The sequence below is a fragment of the Klebsiella sp. CN_Kp088 genome (genome assembly GCF_040064335.1).
GTDB classification, from domain to species: Bacteria; Pseudomonadota; Gammaproteobacteria; order Enterobacterales; family Enterobacteriaceae; genus Klebsiella; species Klebsiella aerogenes.
In genome coordinates this window covers 22,073-40,147 of sequence record NZ_JBEAIQ010000035.1, presented here as the reverse complement: position 1 = coordinate 40,147, position 18,075 = coordinate 22,073, and the positions used below count along the sequence as shown (strand labels likewise).

16 protein-coding genes are annotated in these 18,075 nt (G+C 55.5%); 3 read left to right on the top strand and 13 right to left on the bottom strand.

What is annotated here, in order from left to right; genetic code table 11:
- From pabC to yceD, 9 genes are all read right to left on the bottom strand, one after another.
- Nucleotides 1-810, bottom strand: coding sequence for an aminodeoxychorismate lyase (gene pabC, locus ABLV08_RS21765; RefSeq protein ID WP_015705038.1), 810 nt, complete (start codon nt 808-810; stop codon nt 1-3).
- 129 nt (nt 811-939) lie between these two features.
- The gene (gene fabF, locus ABLV08_RS21760) at nt 940-2,181 is read right to left on the bottom strand and encodes a beta-ketoacyl-ACP synthase II (protein ID WP_015705037.1); all 1,242 of its coding nucleotides are present in this window, start codon (nt 2,179-2,181) and stop codon (nt 940-942) included.
- 88 nt (nt 2,182-2,269) lie between these two features.
- Complete coding sequence (gene acpP, locus ABLV08_RS21755; protein WP_000103754.1) at nt 2,270-2,506, bottom strand: acyl carrier protein; 237 nt, start codon at nt 2,504-2,506, stop codon at nt 2,270-2,272.
- A 210-nt stretch (nt 2,507-2,716) separates the two neighbouring features.
- Nucleotides 2,717-3,451, bottom strand: coding sequence for a 3-oxoacyl-ACP reductase FabG (fabG, locus tag ABLV08_RS21750; protein WP_015367190.1), 735 nt, complete (start codon nt 3,449-3,451; stop codon nt 2,717-2,719).
- Between the two features lie 12 nt (nt 3,452-3,463).
- Nucleotides 3,464-4,393, bottom strand: coding sequence for an ACP S-malonyltransferase (fabD, locus tag ABLV08_RS21745; protein WP_348856246.1), 930 nt, complete (start codon nt 4,391-4,393; stop codon nt 3,464-3,466).
- Between the two features lie 15 nt (nt 4,394-4,408).
- On the bottom strand, nt 4,409-5,362 hold the full coding sequence (locus tag ABLV08_RS21740; RefSeq protein WP_015367192.1) for a beta-ketoacyl-ACP synthase III: 954 nt from the start codon (nt 5,360-5,362) through the stop codon (nt 4,409-4,411).
- A gap of 53 nt (nt 5,363-5,415) precedes the next feature.
- On the bottom strand, nt 5,416-6,516 hold the full coding sequence (gene plsX / locus ABLV08_RS21735; protein WP_086557245.1) for a phosphate acyltransferase PlsX: 1,101 nt from the start codon (nt 6,514-6,516) through the stop codon (nt 5,416-5,418).
- 146 nt (nt 6,517-6,662) lie between these two features.
- A complete protein-coding gene (rpmF, locus tag ABLV08_RS21730) occupies nt 6,663-6,836 on the bottom strand; it encodes a 50S ribosomal protein L32 (protein ID WP_000290724.1) in 174 nt (57 codons plus the stop codon).
- Between the two features lie 16 nt (nt 6,837-6,852).
- A complete protein-coding gene (yceD, locus tag ABLV08_RS21725; protein ID WP_015705036.1) occupies nt 6,853-7,374 on the bottom strand; it encodes a 23S rRNA accumulation protein YceD in 522 nt (173 codons plus the stop codon).
- Nucleotides 7,375-7,515: 141 nt separating this feature from the next.
- On the opposite strand from yceD, the gene ABLV08_RS21720 reads away from it, so the two are divergent.
- Nucleotides 7,516-8,100, top strand: a complete 585-nt coding sequence (locus ABLV08_RS21720) for a nucleoside triphosphate pyrophosphatase (protein ID WP_348856245.1) — start codon at nt 7,516-7,518, stop codon at nt 8,098-8,100.
- Nucleotides 8,101-8,140: 40 nt separating this feature from the next.
- On the opposite strand, the gene rluC is transcribed toward ABLV08_RS21720, so the two are convergent.
- On the bottom strand, nt 8,141-9,094 hold the full coding sequence (rluC, locus tag ABLV08_RS21715) for a 23S rRNA pseudouridine(955/2504/2580) synthase RluC (protein WP_072205245.1): 954 nt from the start codon (nt 9,092-9,094) through the stop codon (nt 8,141-8,143).
- Between the two features lie 825 nt (nt 9,095-9,919).
- Between rluC and rne the strand changes: the two genes are divergently transcribed.
- A complete protein-coding gene (rne, locus tag ABLV08_RS21710; RefSeq protein ID WP_020079149.1) occupies nt 9,920-13,144 on the top strand; it encodes a ribonuclease E in 3,225 nt (1,074 codons plus the stop codon).
- Nucleotides 13,145-13,183: 39 nt separating this feature from the next.
- On the opposite strand, the gene ABLV08_RS21705 is transcribed toward rne, so the two are convergent.
- Entirely contained in the window at nt 13,184-14,122 is a 939-nt protein-coding gene (locus tag ABLV08_RS21705) for a LysR family transcriptional regulator (protein ID WP_020079150.1), read from the bottom strand.
- Between the two features lie 109 nt (nt 14,123-14,231).
- Here ABLV08_RS21705 and ABLV08_RS21700 point away from each other — a divergent pair, with 109 nt between their 5' ends.
- Nucleotides 14,232-15,446 carry an MFS transporter gene (locus ABLV08_RS21700; RefSeq protein WP_015705033.1) on the top strand — a complete coding sequence of 405 codons (1,215 nt, stop codon included), beginning with the start codon at nt 14,232-14,234 and terminating at the stop codon, nt 15,444-15,446.
- Nucleotides 15,447-15,501: 55 nt separating this feature from the next.
- Here the strand turns inward: ABLV08_RS21700 and murJ are convergent, their stop codons facing one another.
- Both murJ and ABLV08_RS21690 read right to left on the bottom strand, forming a co-directional pair.
- Nucleotides 15,502-17,037, bottom strand: a complete 1,536-nt coding sequence (gene murJ, locus ABLV08_RS21695; RefSeq protein ID WP_015367200.1) for a murein biosynthesis integral membrane protein MurJ — start codon at nt 17,035-17,037, stop codon at nt 15,502-15,504.
- Nucleotides 17,038-17,150: 113 nt separating this feature from the next.
- Complete coding sequence (locus ABLV08_RS21690) at nt 17,151-18,074, bottom strand: Gfo/Idh/MocA family oxidoreductase (RefSeq protein WP_348856244.1); 924 nt, start codon at nt 18,072-18,074, stop codon at nt 17,151-17,153.
- Between the last annotated feature and the right edge of the window lies 1 nt (nt 18,075).

Below are 18,075 nucleotides of genomic sequence, written 5' to 3'. Positions count from 1 at the left end.
CTAACCAGGCAGCTCACACAATGGGGCTAAAAAATGGTAAAGATCGCGTTCAGACCAACAGACGTCATCCCAACGACAAACCGGTACCAGCGGCATAAGCGCATTGCAAATCAGCACTTCATCGGCATCGCGCAGTACATCAGGGCGCATGGATACTTCGACAACATCAAAAGAAGAACGTGCCAACATAACCATACAGTGCTGGCGCATAATGCCATTAACGCCCGCCTGATCCAGGCGCGGCGTGAACACCTGGCTCCCTTTACGCCAGAACACATTCGCGGCACAGCATTCCGTAAGCCACCCGTCGCTGTCAAGAACCAGCGCCTCATCGGCGTCCGTCTGCTCAAGATGAGAACGAATTAAGACTTGTTCGAGGCGATTAAGATGTTTGAGCCCCGCCAGCGAAGGATTGCGCCCCAGACGGATCGGGCTTAACGCCAGGGTTATTCCCTCTTCTCGCCAACGCGCATAATGCGCGGGGAAAGACGACACACTCATCATGCGGGTAGGTTGAATGCATCCGCTCGCGCTATATCCCCGACCTCCTGAACCACGCGTTATGACCACTTTGAGTACGCCTTCTCGATGTGGCTTTGCCAGTTCTTGCATTTCTGCGGCCAACGTTTCCCATTCAGAAAAAGGTATCAAGAGTTTTTCGCAAGTATCTTGCAAGCGGCCCAAATGGGCATTGAAGAAGGCTATCTGGCCGTCGATGATTCGCGAGGTGGTAAAACACCCATCACCGAATTGAATTGCACGGTCGTTTGCTGCCAGCACATCCTGCTCGACACCATTTATCAAGAACATAGGGGGCTCCTCTCACCGGTGGCACAGTGTCTCAGGATAAAAAGCAGAGAACAAGCGGAGAAAACCGAATAAAAAAAGACCCGCCAGGCGGGTCTTTTCGTCAACGCTTAAACCAGCATTAGCGGTTGATCATACTTTTTTGAAGATAATCGAACCGTTAGTACCGCCAAAGCCGAAGGAGTTACACAGGGTGTATTCCATACCGGAAACCTGACGCGCTTCATGAGGAACGAAGTCGAGGTCGCAACCTTCATCCGGGTTATCCAGGTTGATGGTCGGCGGAACCGCCTGATCGCGCAGCGCCAGAATAGAGTAGATAGACTCTACTGCGCCAGCCGCGCCTAACAGGTGGCCGGTCATTGATTTGGTGGAGCTCACCATCACGCGGCTTGCCGCATCGCCAAACACGGATTTCACCGCCTGGGCTTCTGCTTTATCACCGGCTGGCGTCGAAGTACCGTGGGCGTTGACATAGCCAATCTGGCCCGGTTCAATCGCCGCGTCGCGAATGGCGTTAACCATCGCCAGCGCAGCGCCAGCGCCATCTTCCGGTGGAGACGTCATATGGTACGCATCGCTGCTCATACCAAAACCAACGATCTCTGCGTAGATTTTCGCGCCGCGTTTTTTCGCATGCTCGTACTCTTCCAGCACGACCATACCAGCACCGTCGCCCAGCACGAAGCCATCACGCTCTTTATCCCATGGACGGCTTGCCGCCTGCGGGTTGTCATTGCGGGTGGACAGCGCGCGCGCAGCGCCAAAGCCGCCTACGCCCAGCGGCGTACTCGCCTTCTCTGCACCACCGGCAACCATCGCGTCGGCATCGCCATAGGCGATAATACGTGCCGCGTGGCCGATATTGTGTACGCCTGAAGTACACGCGGTCGCGATGGAGATACTCGGTCCACGCAGACCAAACATGATGGTCAGATGACCGGCCACCATGTTAACAATTGTGGACGGAACGAAGAACGGGCTGATCTTCCGCGGTCCGCCGTTTACCAGCGAACTATGGTTTTCTTCGATCAGGCCGAGGCCCCCGATACCGGAACCAATAGCGGCGCCGATGCGGGTTGCGTTTTCTTCCGTCACTTCAAGGCCAGAATCCTGCATGGCCTGAACGCCAGCGACAATTCCATATTGAATGAAGGCATCCATCTTGCGCTGTTCTTTGCGCGAGATGATATCATCACAGTTAAAATCCTTTACTAAGCCAGCAAATTTCGTTGCATAGGCGCTAGTATCGAAATGGTCGATCAGGCTGATGCCACTCTGACCGGCAAGGAGAGCTTTCCAGGTAGACTCTACGGTATTGCCGACAGGAGACAACATGCCCAGTCCGGTCACAACTACACGACGCTTAGACACGGTTGTCCTCCAGGGAGGGAAAATAGATTCTTGTGGGACAAAAAAAGATAAAACTCAGGCGGTCGAATGACCGCCTGGAGATGTTCACTTACGCCTGGTGACCGTTGATGTAATCAATGGCAGCCTGAACGGTGGTGATTTTCTCAGCTTCTTCGTCCGGAATCTCAGTATCAAACTCTTCTTCCAGAGCCATTACCAGCTCAACGGTGTCAAGAGAATCAGCGCCCAGGTCTTCAACGAAGGAAGCATTGTTGGTAACTTCTTCCTGCTTAACGCCCAGCTGTTCGCCGATAATTTTCTTAACGCGTTCTTCGATAGTGCTCATACTCTTAAATTTCCTATCAAAACTCGCTTTCGCGATGGTTTTCGTAGTGTATAAAATGTTGAAAAATTTGCAACTAAATCCCGGCAGGTCTTACCACGATTTTACGCTATTTTGCGGCTGTTTGCCCTAATAACGCAAATGATTTCGCACAAAACTGTACCCGCAAGCGTGCAGACTGCGCGCTTCCTGAACATTTTGCGCAAATCTCGGTCAGACCATATACATCCCGCCATTGACGTGCAGGGTTTCACCAGTGATGTAACCCGCTTCGTCAGAGGCTAAGAATGCAACCGCGCTGGCGATTTCATTTGGGGAGCCAAGGCGCCCCGCAGGAACTGCAGCCAGCGTACCCGCACGCTGCTCATCGGTCAGCGCACGCGTCATGTCCGTTTCAATAAAGCCCGGAGCAACAACGTTTACAGTAATACCGCGAGACGCAACTTCACGTGCCAGTGACTTACTGAAACCAATCAGACCCGCTTTCGCCGCAGCGTAGTTAGCCTGACCAGCATTTCCCATGGTACCAACCACAGAACCGATAGTGATAATACGCCCATGACGCTTTTTCATCATAGCGCGCATTACCGCTTTTGACAGACGGAATACAGATGACAGGTTGGTTTCGATAATATCGTTCCACTCATCATCTTTCATTCGCATTAACAGGTTATCACGAGTAATTCCGGCATTATTGACCAGGATATCAACTTCGCCAAACTCTGCGCGAACATTTTCCAGAACAGATTCAATAGATGCCGGGTCGGTCACATTCAACATCAGACCTTTACCGTTGGCACCTAAATAGTCGCTGATTGCCTGCGCACCGCTTTCGCTGGTGGCAGTACCGATAACTTTCGCACCGCGCGCGGCGAGGGTTTCAGCGATTGCGCGGCCGATACCGCGGCTCGCACCGGTAACCAGCGCGATTTTTCCTTCAAAACTCATGGTATTCCTCTTTTATTGCTCAAGCGCCGCAGACATCGCAGCCGGCTCGTTGAGCGCAGAAGCAGTCAGGGTGTCAACAATACGTTTGGTCAGGCCGGTGAGGACTTTACCCGGGCCCATTTCATACAGGTGCTCGACGCCCTGAGATGCCATAAACTCAACGGTCTTAGTCCACTGAACCGGGCTGTACAGTTGGCGAATCAGCGCGTCGCGGATAACATCAGGCGCGGTTTCACACTTCACGTCGACGTTGTTCACAACCGGAATGGTCGGCGCATTAAAAGTGATTTTCTGCAGCTCTACCGCCAGTTTTTCAGCGGCAGGTTTCATCAGCGCGCAGTGAGACGGTACGCTGACCGGCAACGGCAGCGCACGTTTGGCGCCTGCGGCTTTACACGCAGCGCCTGCACGCTCAACGGCTTCTTTGTGCCCGGCGATAACCACCTGACCCGGTGAATTGTAGTTCACTGGCGAAACCACCTGCCCTTGTGCAGATTCTTCACAGGCTTTAGCGATGGACGCGTCGTCGAGGCCAATAATTGCAGACATCGCGCCGGTACCTTCTGGTACCGCTTCCTGCATGAATTTGCCACGCAGTTCAACCAGACGAACGGCATCAGCGAAATTAATCACGCCCGCGCAGACCAGCGCAGAGTATTCGCCAAGGCTATGACCGGCTAACAGCGCCGGCGCTTTACCGCCCTGCTGTTGCCATACGCGATATAACGCGACGGAAGCGGTCAGCAGCGCCGGCTGCGTTTGCCAGGTTTTGTTCAGTTCTTCTGCCGGGCCCTGTTGGGCAAGCGCCCACAGATCGTAACCCAACGCTGCGGAAGCTTCGCCGAAAGTCTCTTCAATAACTGGCCAGGTCGCGGCCATATCTGCCAGCATACCGACAGCCTGAGAGCCCTGTCCGGGGAACACAAAAGCAAATTGCGTCATGTTTAAATCCTTATACTAAAAACGAACCAGCGCGGAACCCCAGGTGAAACCACCACCGAAGGCTTCCAGCAGAATCAACTGGCCGCGTTGAATACGGCCATCGCGAACGGCTTCATCGAGCGCGCAAGGGACCGAGGCGGCGGAAGTGTTACCGTGACGATCGAGCGTGACCACCACATTATCCATCGACATTCCCAGCTTTTTCGCCGTCGCGCTGATGATCCGCAGGTTAGCCTGGTGCGGCACCAGCCAATCCAGCGCCGAGCGCTCAAGATTATTGGCCGCCAGCGTCTCGTCAACGATATGCGCCAGTTCGGTGACCGCAACTTTAAACACTTCGTTGCCGGCCATCGTCAGATAAATCGGATTTTCCGGCTCTACGCGATCGGCGTTCGGCAGCGTTAACAGCTCACCGTAGCGGCCATCGGCATGCAGATGCGTGGAAATAATGCCTGGCTCTTCAGAAGCGCCAAGCACCACTGCGCCCGCGCCGTCGCCGAAGATAATGATCGTACCGCGATCGGTTGGATCGCAGGTGCGCGCCAGCACGTCAGCGCCGATCACCAGCGCGTAATCTACGGCGCCGTTTTTCACATACTGGTCGGCGATGCTCAACGCGTAAGTAAAGCCCGCGCAGGCGGCTGCGACGTCAAACGCCGGACAGCCTTTGACACCCAGCATAGATTGAATCTGGCACGCAGAGCTCGGGAAGGCATGAGTACCCGAGGTGGTCGCAACAACGATCAGACCAATTTGTTCCGGGTTGACATTCGCCATTTCCAGCGCTTTCTTTGCGGCTTCGAAGCCCATCGTAGCAACTGTCTCGTTCGCTGCGGCAATACGGCGTTCACGAATACCTGTACGTGTGACAATCCACTCGTCAGTCGTTTCAACCATTTTTTCCAGGTCGGCGTTAGTACGCACTTGCTCAGGCAGGTAGCTGCCGGTGCCAATAATCTTTGTATACATGTACGCTCAGTCACTCTTGGGTAATATACCCGCGTTGTTCAAACCGCAGGGCGTCAGTCGTATCCGTTGGTCCCGGTGTGCTGTCGGGCATTCCCGTTACCGCTGCTGCTCCCTGGCAGTTCAAAGCCTGCTGGGTATAACGATTCCAGGCGAGCGGCGATCCGCTGTGGAACCTGCCGCTGCACCGCCTGCACTGCCTGCTCTATTGCGACGCAAAATGCGCGCTGGTTGGCAGCGCCATGACTTTTGATCACAGAACCGCGCAATCCTAACAGACAGGCGCCATTATACTGGTCGGGGTTGAGGTGACTGAATCGCCTGCTCAGGCTTTTTTGTAACCAACGCTTTAATAAAATCAGCCACCACGACCGTTTTTTTCCCTCTCCCTGTGATTTCAGCAGCGAAAGGAACATCCTGACAACACCTTCCATCGTCTTTAATGTGACGTTGCCTGTGAATCCGTCACAAACCAGAACATCCGTTTTCCCCGTCAACAGTTCGTTAGCTTCAAGGTAACCAATATAGTTGAAGGACGGCAGTTTTTTGAGCATTGCCGACGCATCGCGAATGCTGGTGAGACCTTTCATCTCTTCTTCACCGATATTCAACAACGCAATGCGTGGGTTTTTAATCCCCACCACTTCTTCAGCTAACACTGCGCCCATTACGGCGAACTGCACCAGCATTGTACTGTCGCAATCGACGTTAGCGCCTAAATCCAGCACTACCGTTTTGCCCTTTTGCTGATGCGGCAGAACCGTCACCAGCGCCGGGCGCTCAATCCCCTCAATGGGCTTAAGCAATAATTTCGCCAGCCCCATCAGCGCGCCGGTATTTCCCGCGCTAACGCAGGCTTCGGCTCGCCCTTCTTTCACCAGCTCCAGCGCCAGGCGCATCGAGCTTCCGCGGCTACTGCGGATAGCCTGCGCGGGTCGCGCATCACTGGCAATAACTGACTGTGCAGGGATAATCTGCAGTCGCGAACGTTGTTCGAAATCAGCTTTGGCAAGTAATGGCGTGATGGCGTCGGGGTCGCCGACTAAAAGAAGTGTGAGTTGCGAATTAGAGTTCAGTGCCTGCAGTGCTGCAGGCACTGTCACGGATGGGCCAAAATCGCCCCCCATGACATCTAACGCCAGGGTTAGACGTGTCAAGGTATCGTCGCTGCCCGGTTCGGTTATTCCCCAGTTACCTGGGGAGATCCTCACTAAGCTTCACCACGCTTTTACTCTTGTCTTTCACGTTACAAGAACGTTGACTACGTTTTCTTGCAACGTGAAATCCACGGAGTAAGGCGTGATTACTTAGCGATTACCTTGCGACCGCGGTAGAAACCGTCGGCAGTGATGTGGTGACGCAGGTGTTTCTCACCAGAAGTTTTGTCTACAGACAGGCTGGTGACTGCGGTCAGAGCGTCATGGGAACGACGCATGCCACGTTTGGAACGGGTTGGTTTATTCTGTTGTACGGCCATGGACCTTACTCCTCAATTACTTATGCTTTAAGCTGGCTAATACGGCAAATGGGTTTGGTTTTTGTGCCTCTTCAGGCAGTTCGCCAAAGACCATGTCCGCGTCGGACACTTCACAGTGTTCAGAATCATGCACCGGAACTACCGGCAAGGAAAGAATGATTTCATCCTCAACCATCGCCTGCAGATCGATTTCACCGAATTCGTTAACCTCAATCGGCTCATACGCTTCCGGTAGTGCTTCTGCCTGTTCGTCATTTCTGACAGGGCTGAAACAATACGTTGTGTGAACATGATGAGGGAACGGTTTCCCGCAACGCTGACATTCGAGGGTTACCGACACCTTCGCATCACCGGTAATAACGGCGAGACGCTGGTTATCGATAGCGAACGACATACTGCATTCCACATCACTGTCCACGCTGACGACTGAATCGGCGACACGGCCAACCTGATCACGGGCGTAGATACCCTCGTAATCAAGGCGTTTTTGAGCCGTGCGAACCGGATCGAGAGTCAGGGGTAATTTTACCTTTTGCATAGGGCGCGCATATTAACTTTGTAATGTCATAGAGTCAAAGAAAAAGGCAGCCTCAGGTTGCCTTTTGCCATTTATTCGCACACATTGCGGCGCATAGTTTAAAATGATGCTCTGCGAAGCGCTATATGTGGATGAAAAAATATGTCTAATCTTCTCCTGGCCTCAACCTCGCCGTGGCGGCGGATGCTGCTGGAAAAACTCACGCTGCCGTTCGAATGCGCGGCGCCGGAGGTTGACGAAACGCCTCAGCCCGGCGAATCCGCCCGCCAGTTGGTTGTGCGTCTGGCGCAAGCCAAAGCCCAGGCGCTGGCATCCCGCTTCCCTCAGCACCTTATTATAGGTTCCGATCAGGTTTGCGTCTTAGACGGCGAAATCACCGGTAAACCGCACACTGAAGAAAACGCTCACCGTCAGCTACGCAAAGCCAGCGGCGCGATTGTCACTTTTTATACCGGGCTTGCGCTCTACAATTCCGCCAACGGACACCTGCAAACGGAATGCGAACCCTTCGATGTCCATTTTCGTCATTTAAGCGATCAGGAGATCGAGGCCTATATCCGTAAAGAGAACCCTCTGCAGTGTGCCGGCAGTTTTAAAAGCGAAGGCTTAGGCATCACGCTATTTGAGCGACTGGAAGGACGCGATCCTAATTCGCTGGTTGGATTACCGCTGATTGCGCTATGCCAGATGTTGCGCCGGGAAGGCTTTAACCCGCTGCTTAGCTAGCCATAAAAGAAAGCGGCGGAGTATGAATCCGCCGCTGTGCTTATTTGCTATTGCGCAAAACCTGCAAGCAGTGTTTCAGTTGGTTATCCAACGGCGCTTCAATACGCATCACTTCACCGGTGCCTGGATGAGTGAACTTCAGCGCTGCCGCATGCAAAAACAGACGGTTTAAACCTGTCCCTGAAAGCTGCTTGTCAAACTCGCGATCGCCATAACGATCGTCAAAAGCAATAGGATGTCCCGCATACTGCGTGTGAACGCGAATCTGATGCGTACGCCCGGTAACCGGGCTACAGCGTACCAACGTGGCAAACGCGTAACGCTCTTCCACTTTAAAGCGCGTTTCGGAAGGCTTACCTTCCTGGCTCACGCGCACGATGCGCTCGCCGCTCTGCAGAATATTTTTCAGCAGCGGCGCTTGTACCACCTTCGTGTGCGACTGCCACTGACCGCGGACCAGCGCCAGATAATCCTTCTGCATCCCTTTCTCACGCAGTTGCTCATGAAGCGAGCGAAGCGCCGAACGTTTTTTCGCTACCAGCAGAACGCCTGAGGTATCACGATCGAGACGGTGGACCAGTTCCAGGAAACGGGCCTCAGGGCGTAGCGCCCGCAGCCCTTCAATCACGCCGAAGCTCAGACCGCTACCACCGTGCACCGCGGTACCGGAAGGTTTATTCAGCACCAGGATATGATCGTCTTCATAGAGGATAACATCCGACAGCGCCGCCACTTTTTGCAGATGCGGCGAAACGGCCTCTTCTTCGCGCTCGGCGACCCTCACCGGCGGGATACGCACTTCATCGCCATCTTCCAGTTTATATTCCGGCTTGACGCGTTTTTTGTTCACCCGCACCTCGCCTTTACGCAGGATGCGATAAATCATGCTCTTCGGTACGCCTTTAAGTTGCGTACGCAAAAAGTTGTCGATACGTTGCCCCGCTTCATCGGCGGAAATGGCAACCATTTTTACGGTTGGAGTCTCAGTTTTCATGGTCGGCGATTCTAAATAGCCGAGGGCATTAGCGCCACTCATTTTTATATGCTTATATTTATCAGTATCCGGTTTTCATCGCATGCTTCATCGGCGTTTTGTTTGTTATTAGAACAATCTGTAGACGCTGGTGAAAAAACTGTGAGTAACCCGGTGATAAAAGGTAAAAGTGAACTTGCTATAACAAGGTTAGCAATGGAATAATGAAGCCGTTTTCCGTGTTGACACTTGTTAGAACAAGAAATTAGCGGAATGACCAATTTTGTCTGACCGATCATCCACGCAGCAATGGCGTAAGACGTATTGATCTTTCAGACAGTTAGCGGGCTGCGGGTTGCAGTCCTTACCGGCACAGGCTCTATAAGATTTTTGCGTGGCAGGACGGCATCGACTCCGGAACCACCGGGAGTTCATCTGAATCCTCCGATTGAGGTGAACAGGTTAAGCCATTACTCCTGCGACGTGAGAGACGATGAGAATATACGCAACATCGTTTGAGGTGCGTCAAGGCTGCAAAAGAGAGAATCTTCAGTCGGTTGTACAAGCAATCGAGTGAGGTGAACAAGCGCGGCCAACGCGAAATCACTTAAAGGATGAAGTGTATAAATGGAATATTCTCTGGTGATACATCCCAGGCTGTTCCCCTGAATAATTGCGCTGTGTTTCCGTTTGAAACACAGGCGACCGACACTCTGCGCCTCTTAAGCGCGCGACAACCGTGAGGTTGGCGACGTGAACCAGACTCGAGGCCATCGGTTTTCACCCGGTAAGGCGTTACTCTGCCCGTAGCTTAGTCGTCAATGTAAGAATAATGAGTAAGTTACGATGAAAAGAATGTTAATCAACGCAACTCAGCAGGAAGAGTTGCGCGTCGCTCTTGTTGATGGGCAGCGCCTGTACGACCTGGATATCGAAAGCCCCGGGCACGAGCAGAAAAAAGCGAACATCTACAAAGGCAAAATCACTCGTATTGAACCTAGCCTTGAAGCCGCGTTTGTCGATTACGGCGCTGAGCGTCATGGTTTCCTCCCCCTCAAAGAAATTGCCCGCGAATACTTCCCAGCCAATTACAGCGCTCATGGCCGCCCTAACATTAAGGACGTTCTGCGCGAAGGTCAGGAAGTCATTGTTCAGATTGATAAAGAAGAGCGCGGTAATAAAGGCGCCGCGCTGACCACCTTTATCAGCCTGGCAGGCAGCTACCTGGTACTGATGCCGAACAACCCTCGCGCCGGCGGCATTTCGCGCCGTATCGAAGGTGACGATCGTACCGAGCTGAAAGAAGCGCTGGCGAGCCTTCAGCTGCCGGACGGCATGGGTCTTATCGTGCGTACCGCGGGCGTTGGCAAATCCGCTGAAGCGCTGCAGTGGGATCTGAGCTTCCGCCTGAAGCACTGGGAAGCGATTCAGAAAGCCGCTGAGAGCCGCCCTGCTCCGTTCCTGATCCACCAGGAAAGTAACGTTATCGTGCGTGCCTTCCGCGACTATCTGCGCCAGGACATCGGCGAAATCCTGATCGATAATCCGAAAGTGCTTGAGCTGGCGCGCCAGCATATCGCCGCCCTCGGTCGTCCGGATTTCAGCAGCAAAATCAAACTGTACACCGGTGAAATCCCGCTGTTCAGCCACTACCAAATTGAATCCCAGATTGAATCCGCGTTCCAGCGTGAAGTGCGTCTGCCGTCCGGTGGTTCTATCGTTATCGATAGCACCGAAGCGCTGACCGCTATCGACATCAACTCCGCTCGCGCGACCCGCGGCGGCGATATCGAAGAAACGGCGTTCAACACTAACCTCGAAGCGGCTGACGAAATCGCACGCCAGTTGCGTCTGCGCGACCTTGGCGGCCTGATCGTTATCGACTTCATCGATATGACCCCGGTTCGCCACCAGCGTGCGGTTGAAAACCGCCTGCGTGAAGCCGTCCGCCAGGACCGCGCGCGTATCCAGATCAGCCATATCTCGCGCTTCGGCCTGCTGGAGATGTCCCGCCAGCGTCTGAGCCCGTCGCTGGGCGAATCCAGCCACCACGTGTGCCCACGCTGTAGCGGCACCGGTACCGTGCGTGACAACGAATCGCTGTCGCTCTCTATCCTGCGCCTGATTGAAGAAGAAGCGCTGAAAGAGAACACCAAAGAAGTCCACGCGATCGTTCCGGTACCTATCGCTTCTTACCTGCTTAACGAAAAACGTGCCGCAGTCAGCGCGATTGAAACCCGCCAGAGCGACATTCGCGTCATCATCGTCCCTAACGATGAGATGCAAACCCCGCACTACTCCGTACTGCGCGTGCGTAAAGGCGAAGAAACCTCCACGCTGAGCTATTTGCTGCCGAAACTGCACGAAGAAGAGATGGCGATGCCGTCTGACGAAGAACCGGCTGAACGCAAACGCCGCGAAGAGCCAGCGCTGGCTGCTTTCGTGATGCCGGATGCGCCGCCTGCGCCGGTACAGGAAGAAACCGCAGCCGCGCCGACCGCAGCGAAAGCCGCCGCTGCTCCGGCAGCGAAGGTAGCAACGCCTGCCCAGCCTGGTCTGCTGTCCCGCTTCTTCGGCGCGTTGAAAAACATCTTCTCCGGCGCAGAAGAAGCTAAACCGGCTGAAGTCAAAGCCGAGCAAAAAACTGAAGAGAAACCTGAGCGTCAGCAAGAGCGCCGTAAACCGCGTTCTAATAATCGCCGCGACCGTAACGACCGTCGTGATAACCGCGATAATCGTGACAACCGTGATAATCGTGATAATCGCGGAGAAAACACAGAAGGTCGCGAACCTCGTGAATCACGCGAGGAGAACCGCCGTAATCGTCGTGACAAACAATCACAGAACGCTGAACTGCGCGAATCTCGCCAAAACGCGGGCGATGAGTCTGATAAAGGCAAATCACGCGATGAGCAACAGCAACCGCGCCGTGAACGCAACCGCCGTCGTAATGATGACAAGCGTCAGGCACAGCAGGAAGCGAAAACTCAGACCCGCGAAGAACCGGTAGTACAGCAGGAAACCGAGCAGGAAGAGCGCGTTCAGAGCATGCCGCGTCGTAAGCCGCGTCAGCTGGCGCAGAAAGTCCGCTTTGAATCCGCAGAAACCGAGCAGGTTGTCGAAGCCGTTGCTGAGCAGCAGGCGGAATCCACTACGCCGCGTACGGAACTGGCAAAAGTCGATCTGCCGGCCGTCGTTGAAACTGCCGCTGAGCAGGATGAAAACGGCGACGCTCGTGAATCTAACGGTATGCCGCGTCGCTCTCGTCGTTCTCCGCGCCACCTGCGCGTAAGCGGCCAACGTCGCCGTCGTTACCGCGATGAGCGTTATCCGACCCAGTCGCCGATGCCGCTGGCCATCGCCTGCGCGTCGCCTGAGCTGGCGTCAGGTAAAGCGTGGATCCGCTATCCGATTGCCCGTACGCATGATCAGCAGCAGGAAGAGTTACCGGTACAGGAAACCGCCAACGTTGAGCCTATCATTACACCAGTCGTCGCGGAGACTATCGCTCCGGTTGTCGTTGCGGAAACCGTCGCAGCTGAAACTGTCGCACCGGCAGTGGCCAGCGAACCAACCGCAGAAGCAACCGTCGTTGAAGCCCCGGTCGTCGAAGAAACGGCGGTGGTTGAAGAGACCGCAGTTGTTGCAGAAAACGTTGTGCCGCAGGCAGAAGTCAGTGAGCCAGCAGAGCCGGTAGTCGAAGAAACTGAGACCGCACCTGCTCCAGCTACTGAAGAAACCGTCACTGCGCAGCCAACGATTGCCGAAGAAGAAACCGCTGTTGTCGAAGAAACGACCGTTGCCGCCGTTGAAGAAGCCGCACCGGTTGTTGAACCGACGCCGGTCGTCAGCGCCGCGCCAGTGGTGAAAGCACAACCGGTAACCGCCGCGACTCGCCACGCGACCGCGCCAATGACCCGCGCGCCGGCTCCGGAATACGTGCCGGAAGCGCCGCGCCAAAGCGATTGGGTTCGCCCACCGTTTGCCTTTGAGGGTAAAGGGTCCGCAGGCGGCCATAGCGCCACTCACCAGGCCGCGGCGGAAGCAACCCGTCCGCAACCTGTAGAGTAACGGTGCACGACTAAAAAACCGGCCAACTGGCCGGTTTTTTTATTTCTTCTCGTCCGGGCGCTGCATCCCCGCCACCTGTGGCATCACTTCGCGCATCAAATCGAGAAACTTGCGTAGCCGCGTCGGATAATAGCGCGCCCAGGGATAAACCAGATGCACCGGTAGCGGCGAAGCCCGCCACTGCGCAAACGGCTCAATCAACCTGCCTGCCGCAATATCCTCCTCCACCGCCCAACTGGAAACAATTGCCGCCCCCAACCCCGCCAGGGCGGTGTTACGCGCAACGTAGACGCTATCGGTACTCAGACAAGGGACAATAGGGAAACTCATCAACTGCCCGTCCACCTGATGCTGTAGCGTGACTTCATGCTGATAAAAGGTGCTGATAGCGACCCAGGGCAGCGCGGAGAGCGCCTGCGGTTCGCTGAGTTCCGGATGACGCGCCAATAGCTCAGGCGCAACCACCAGGCTGCGGGGAACCACAGCCAACAGTACCGATACCGTTGATGGATCGACTTCCGCGCCAACGCGGATCGCGCAATCAATATTATCGCTAAGAAAGTCGACGGTTTTATCATTCAGCATCCACTCAACGGAGAGCTCAGGATATCGCTGCAGAAAACTCACCAGCGGACCCAGCAACTGCTGTTGGCCAAAAGCGTGCGGCGCTCGCACCCGCAGCACGCCAACCGGCCGGTCCTCCTCGATGCGCAAATCATCTTCCAGCGCCAGCCAGCTGTCCACCAGTCGCCGCGCATGTTGATAACAGCGCTCGCCGTCATCGGTTAGTTTCATCGCATGGGTCGTGCGCAGAATAAGCCTTGCGCCGAGTAACGTCTCCAGCGACTGCAAACGTCGGCTGACCGTCGCCTGAGTCGTACTCATCTGCAGAGCCGCCGCCGAGAGCGAACCCGCTTCGACGATGCGAATAAAGGTTCGCATCAGCTCAATCCGATCTATACGCTCTTGTTTCTTCATTTATATTTTGCCTATACGTGCTACGTATAACCGTTTTACCACTACCCTATCTTCCGCGCCAGTCTGCTTCAGGGAACAATAGCGCCAACGCATTTACGAGGGCACTACCATGACACCGCTTCCTTTATCCCCCCGCCAGGCCGGCTGGGTTATTTTTATTCTCGCGCTCGGCGCTGGCTTCAGCGTCGCATCCATCTACTACGCCCAGCCGCTGCTGCCGTTAATCGGCGCCAACCTGCATCTCAGCGTTGAGGGAATGGGGCTGGTGCCCACGTTGACACAGGCTGGCTATGCATTGGGAATATTATTTCTGCTGCCGCTCGGCGATCGCCACGATCGCCGAACGCTTATCCTGCTGAAAAGCGCCGTGCTGGCGGTACTGTTGCTACTCTGCAGCCTGACCGGTCAGCTTACCTCGCTACTGGTCGTCAGCCTGCTGATTGGCATGGCGGCGACCATGGCGCAGGATATTGTCCCGGCGGCGGCGATTCTGGCGCCGGCGGGCAAACAGGGGAAGATGGTCGGTACGGTGATGACCGGCCTGCTACTGGGGATCCTGCTTTCACGTACCGTCAGCGGGCTGGTCGGCGCGCTATTTGGCTGGCGGGTCATGTACCAGGCAGCGGCAGTCAGTATCGCCTTCATCGGCCTGTTAATGTGGCGTGTTGTGCCGCGTTTTGAGATCCACTCTACCCTCAGTTATCCGCAGTTGCTGAAGTCAATGGCCCATTTGTGGCAGCGCTATCCCGCGCTGCGCCGCGCGGCATTCGCCCAGGGCTTTTTATCTATCGCCTTTAGCGCGTTCTGGTCGACGCTGGCGGTCATGCTCGCCGAACATTACCAGATGGGTAGCGCGGTCGCCGGCGGCTTCGGTATCGCTGGCGCAGCAGGCGCCCTGGCGGCACCGCTGGCAGGCGGTTTGGCGGATAAAGTTGGCGCAGGGAGAGTCACCCAGCTCGGCGCGGCGTTAGTCACCGTCTCCTTTGCCCTGATGTTGCTACTGCCCGCGCTGCCGGTACACGGCCAACTGGCGCTGATTGCGTTATCGGCTATCGGTTTTGACCTTGGTCTGCAGTCGAGCCTGGTGGCGCATCAAAACCTGGTTTACAGCCTGGAGCCCCAGGCCCGCGGCAGGCTTAACGCCTTGCTATTTACCGTGGTCTTCATCGGAATGGCTCTGGGATCGGTGCTGGGAAGTAAACTGTACGTGCTGGCTGGCTGGAACGGTGTGGTGATTCTGGCGGTGAGCAGCGGCGCGATTGCTCTGATTATCCGCCTGCTGGAAAATGCTCGTCTACAGGCCGCAGAACGCGCCGTGAGATAAAAAAACCCGCTCCGCATGGCGGAACGGGTTAATCAGGCCCGACGTTACGGTGAATTTAAATCGTGCGGCGGGCAAACTCTTTCAGGCGAAAGCCGAGCAGCAGCAATGTCGCGAAATAGGCGACTACGCCGGCGACCACTACTACCATCAGACGCATCAGGCGGAACGGCATCGTCCCCTGCGACCATTCCGGCATCAGATACATCACGCCGACGAGCGCTGCGGCCATGACCAGCACCGCGATGACCAGACGCAGCAGGAAGACGAACCAGCCCGGCTGCGGCGTGAAGATTTTCTGCTTACGCAGTTGCCAGTAAAGCAGCGCGGCGTTCAGACAGGCAGCCAGACCAATAGACAGCGACAAGCCGGCATGCTTCAACGGGCCAATAAACGCCAGGTTCATCACCTGGGTCATTATCAGAGTAACAATGGCGATTTTAACCGGCGTCTTGATATCCTGGCGCGAGTAAAAGCCCGGCGCCAGCACCTTCACGACGATAAGCCCCATCAGTCCAACCGAATAAGCCACCAGAGCGCGTTGCGTCATCGCCGCATCGAAAGCGTTAAACTTACCGTACTGGAATAGCGATACCGTCAGCGGTTTGGCGAGAATGCCTAAGGCAACCGCGCTTGGCAAGGCCAGCAGGAAGCACAGACGCAGCCCCCAATCCATCAGTCGGCAGTACTCATCGTGATTGCCGCTGGCGAAACTTTTTGATAACGATGGCAACAGGATGGTGCCCAGCGCCACGCCCAGCACGCCGGAGGGGAACTCCATCAGACGGTCGGCATAATACATCCAGGAGACCGAACCTGAAACCAGGAAGGAAGCGAAAATGGTATTGATAATCAGCGAGATCTGGCTGACAGAGACGCCGAGGATCGCCGGCCCCATCTGCTTAACCACGCGAATCGCCCCGGCATCTTTCAGGTTAACCCGCGGCAGCACCAGCATACCTATTTTTTTCAGATGCGGCAGTTGATACGCCAGTTGCAGGATACCGCCAACCGTGACCGCCCAGGCCATCGCCAGCATTGGCGGATGAAAATAAGGCGCGGCAAACAGGGCAAAACCAATCATGCTGACGTTGAGGAAGGTCGGCGCGAACGCGGGAACCGAGAAGCGGTTCCAGGTGTTAAGGATCGCCCCCACCAGCGACGCCAGCGAAATCAATAAAATATAGGGGAAGGTGATACGCAGCAGCTGGGTGGTTAAGGCAAATTTATCCGGCGTATCGGCAAAGCCCGGAGCGGTTACGGTAATCACCCATGGCGCCGCCAGCATCCCCGCCACGGTGACCAGCGCCAGAACCAGCGTCAACAGCCCGGAAACATAGGAGACGAACACCCGCGTCGCGTCTTCGCCCTGCTTACTTTTATATTCAGCGAGAATCGGCACAAACGCCTGAGAAAAGGCGCCTTCGGCAAAAATACGCCGCAAGAGGTTTGGCAGTTTGAAGGCCACAAAAAAGGCGTCGGTCGCCATCCCGGCGCCAAAAATACGCGCGACGATAGCATCGCGGGCGAACCCCAGTACGCGCGAGAACATGGTCATCGAGCTGACTGCCGCTAATGATTTTAATAGATTCATTACTGTCTTATTCCACAACCCATGGAGTAAAACGCCCGCAAAAGCGGGCGCTGGAAAGTGGCGATAGTCTACCGGGTTCGCAATGAATTACTACTGTCAGTTGTTACAACCAGTTATTCGCTCATCGCCTCGCGCCAGAGCTTTTCCACGATCCGCTGGGCTAAAAGCGCCTGCTCGCCGGCGGTTTCCGGAACCGTCTGATTTTGCACACATTCGATAAAGTGGCGAGCGCAGCCGTCGAATCCACGCTGTTCAAGTGTCGTTTGCCAGCCGGGCACCGGGCGCTGCAGGATACCGCTGCCCCGCTCTTCACGCCACTCGCGCATATCGCACACCTCATACAGTCCGCCATCGGTCACCGCTTGCACCCACTCACGCTGGCTTCCCGCGCGACGATGCATACTGGTGGTGATCTGCAGTTGCCCCGCGCTGAAGTGATGCTCGGCGTAGAGCATTTCCCCTTGAGAAGTGGTTTGCAGGACCCCGCCGTCCACCCGCGTTTTATCTCCCGCCAGCCACAGCGCGGTATCGACAACATGCAGATAATCATCCAGCAGGGTAAAGCGCAGCTCTTTGCCCACGCTATCGCTACGGTGCTTATCCATGCGCAATGACGCCGCGTCATTGAGATGCGCTTTCAATTCACGATACAACGGCGCAAAGCGGCGATTGAAGCCCACCATTAACGTTAAACGCCGACGTGCCGCCAGTTCAACCAGTGATTCGGCTTCGCTGAGCTTGTCCGCCAGCGGCTTATCCACGCAAACATGAACGCCTGCATTCAGCAGATGATGAACCACTTCATAATGTGAAGCGGTTGAGGTATGGACAAATACCGCATCACATTGCGCCGCCAGCGCATCCAGAGACTCGGCATAGGGCAGACGCCAGGTTTCGCAGATGCGTAACGCTTTCTCTTTTCCTGGCGACCAGGCGGCCTGCAGCGTCCAGCCATCAGCGGCGCCCAGCACCGGCAGCCATGCCTTTTGCGCAATGCCGCCAAGTCCCACCACGCCAACACGTAATTTCGCCGTCACG

Excerpts from the sequence above, each read along its gene's own strand:
- fabD (WP_348856246.1), bottom strand. The coding sequence starts at position 4,393 with ATGACGCAATTTGCTTTTGTGTTCCCCGGACAGGGCTCTCAGGCTGTC.
- rne (WP_020079149.1), top strand. The coding sequence starts at position 9,920 with ATGAAAAGAATGTTAATCAACGCAACTCAGCAGGAAGAGTTGCGCGTC.
- pabC (WP_015705038.1), bottom strand. The coding sequence starts at position 810 with ATGTTCTTGATAAATGGTGTCGAGCAGGATGTGCTGGCAGCAAACGAC.
- fabG (WP_015367190.1), bottom strand. The coding sequence starts at position 3,451 with ATGAGTTTTGAAGGAAAAATCGCGCTGGTTACCGGTGCGAGCCGCGGT.
- ABLV08_RS21705 (WP_020079150.1), bottom strand. The coding sequence starts at position 14,122 with ATGAAGAAACAAGAGCGTATAGATCGGATTGAGCTGATGCGAACCTTT.
- ABLV08_RS21700 (WP_015705033.1), top strand. The coding sequence starts at position 14,232 with ATGACACCGCTTCCTTTATCCCCCCGCCAGGCCGGCTGGGTTATTTTT.
- rpmF (WP_000290724.1), bottom strand. The coding sequence starts at position 6,836 with ATGGCCGTACAACAGAATAAACCAACCCGTTCCAAACGTGGCATGCGT.
- murJ (WP_015367200.1), bottom strand. The coding sequence starts at position 17,037 with ATGAATCTATTAAAATCATTAGCGGCAGTCAGCTCGATGACCATGTTC.
- ABLV08_RS21720 (WP_348856245.1), top strand. The coding sequence starts at position 7,516 with ATGTCTAATCTTCTCCTGGCCTCAACCTCGCCGTGGCGGCGGATGCTG.
- yceD (WP_015705036.1), bottom strand. The coding sequence starts at position 7,374 with ATGCAAAAGGTAAAATTACCCCTGACTCTCGATCCGGTTCGCACGGCT.
- acpP (WP_000103754.1), bottom strand. The coding sequence starts at position 2,506 with ATGAGCACTATCGAAGAACGCGTTAAGAAAATTATCGGCGAACAGCTG.
- rluC (WP_072205245.1), bottom strand. The coding sequence starts at position 9,094 with ATGAAAACTGAGACTCCAACCGTAAAAATGGTTGCCATTTCCGCCGAT.
- ABLV08_RS21740 (WP_015367192.1), bottom strand. The coding sequence starts at position 5,362 with ATGTATACAAAGATTATTGGCACCGGCAGCTACCTGCCTGAGCAAGTG.